The sequence below is a fragment of the Clostridium sp. D5 genome, assembly GCF_000190355.1.
Taxonomy (GTDB): domain Bacteria; phylum Bacillota; class Clostridia; order Lachnospirales; family Lachnospiraceae; genus Faecalicatena; species Faecalicatena fissicatena_A.
This window is the reverse complement of record NZ_GL870810.1, coordinates 449,880-452,046: the sequence shown is the minus strand read 5'-3', so window position 1 is coordinate 452,046 and position 2,167 is coordinate 449,880. Positions and strand designations below refer to the sequence as shown.

At 38.8% G+C, this 2,167-nt stretch carries 2 protein-coding genes; one reads left to right on the top strand and one right to left on the bottom strand.

Features of this window, described 5'->3' with window-relative positions; genetic code table 11:
- The first annotated feature begins 451 nt into the window (after nucleotides 1–451).
- A complete protein-coding gene (locus tag HMPREF0240_RS08395; RefSeq protein WP_035312661.1) occupies nucleotides 452–1,756 on the top strand; it encodes an IS4 family transposase in 1,305 nt (434 codons plus the stop codon).
- A gap of 207 nt (nucleotides 1,757–1,963) precedes the next feature.
- On the opposite strand, the gene HMPREF0240_RS24800 is transcribed toward HMPREF0240_RS08395, so the two are convergent.
- The coding region (locus HMPREF0240_RS24800) for a hypothetical protein (protein ID WP_207636756.1) at nucleotides 1,964–2,167 on the bottom strand (204 nt) is incomplete at its 5' end.

Below are 2,167 nucleotides of genomic sequence, written 5' to 3'. Positions count from 1 at the left end.
ACTATTTTAAATTAACCGGAAAAGCCTATTTTTTTAGCCTACTGGGGATATACAAGCTACTCCAATTCTATTCCATCCGCTGTCCCGGTCTGGGATCCAACCGGGGAAGGAGTTCTTTCCTATCGGCGGATGAACCTAGCTTACCGTGAGCCGGGACGGACTGTGAAAAGCACCTGTCCTGTTGGAAATGCTTTTAGCGAGCATAGCGGCAGTTAGAGGAAAGCCGCGAAATCAGTCAGAAAAAATCTGCTTCCGAAGCAGATTTTTAGAACGCCTGAGGCGTTTAATCCAATGTCATTTAGTTAAGAAAAAATAGTAGTATCAGTAACAATTGGGATATATAGAAATATATATCCTATTTTTTCATCTTTTTTTGAAAAAAGGGTTGACAAATCCCAAAAAAATTGCGGCGAAGCCACTTAATTATAATTATTTTAAGGAGGTTTCACCTATGAACTTTGCCTTTACAGTAAAAAGTAAACTACAGATGGAAATTTTAAAACTTGAGCAGCATTTGCCCTTTTTTGTCAAGAACCCTGGACATGACTTTATAAGAAATCGAAAGCTTAGTTTTCAAAAAACTATACAGTTCTTGCTGGCAACGGAAGGCAGAAGTAATAAAAAAGAGTTATTGGAATTTTTCCACTTTTCTAAGGATACACCTACTGCATCTGCTTTATGCCAACAAAAAGCAAAACTGCTTCCAGAAGCTATAGAAACTCTTTTTCATCACTTTAACCAGGCATTTCCTGACACTGCAAGTTCTCAGGGAAATCGCCTGATCGCCTGTGACGGCACGATGCTGAATATAGCTACAGATCCACAGGATTTAGAAAATCATTTTTTCAATGGTGAAAAGGGATGCAATCAATTACATTTAGATACACTTTATAATCTATGCAGCAAAAGATATGAAGACGCAGTCATTCAACCTGGTAAAAAGCACAGTGAATGCAAAGCACTGGCCAATATGGTTGACCGATATGAAGCAGATGTTCGTACGATATTCCTATGCGATAGAGGATATGAATGTTATAATGTCTTCGCACATATAGAAAAGAAGGGAATGTTCTATTTGGTCAGAGCTAAAGATAAGAATAGTAACCGGATTGTTTCTCGTCTTACAGTTCCAGAAACAGAAGAATTTGACATACAGGTACACCTGGAATTAACCAGAAAAATGACAAATAAGGTAAAAGCGGAGCGGGATCGTTATAGAGTAATCGCTTCCAAACATCCTTTTGATTTTTTGGATAAGGAACACCCCTTTTATCCAATCACCTTTAGAGTCGTACGCTTTGCAATAGGCCCGAAAGAGAAAGAAACTTACGAATGTATCATTACGAATTTGCCGCAAAGAGAGTTCCCAGCCAGTAAAATAAAAGAATTATATAACATGAGGTGGGGAATCGAAACCTCATACAGAGAGCTGAAGTATGCTGCTGATGTTGCAAAACTACATGCAAAAAAAGTGGAGTATATCAAACAGGAAATCTTTGCCGGCCTTTTATTGTATAACTTTAGCTCTATCATTACAGCCCATGTAATCATAGATCAGAAAAATCGAAAGCATAAAGTTCAGCCGAATTACACGATCGCAATCCATATATGCCGATATATGTTCAGATGTCCTGCTGAAGGACCTCCACTTGATGTTGAATATCTGATAGGGCAAAATCTGCTTCCCATACGCAAACACCGAAAATACCCCCGTAAAATCAGGGCGCAGAGAGCTGCAAGTTTTACATACAGATAATACAACATAATTTAAATATACACTTATTTTGCAAAGGAGACAATCTATACTTATAGAAAAAGACAGAGATATTCCACAATTAAATATCTCTGCCCTAAATTAGCTACTCATATTTTCTTAACTAAATGACATTGGATTAAACGCCTCAGGCGTTCTAAAAATCTGCTTCGGAAGCAGATTTTTTCTGACTGATTTCGCGGATTTCCTCTAACTGCCGCTATGCTCGCTAAAAGCATTTCCAACAGGACAGGTGTTTTTCACAGTCCGTCCCGACTCACGGTAAGCTAGGTTCATCCGCCGATAGGAAAGAACTCCTTCCCCGATTGGATCCCAGACCGGGACAGTGGATGGTATAGAATTGGCGTAACGTTCATATCCCCAGTAGGTTGAGAAATAGTTTTTAGGTATATA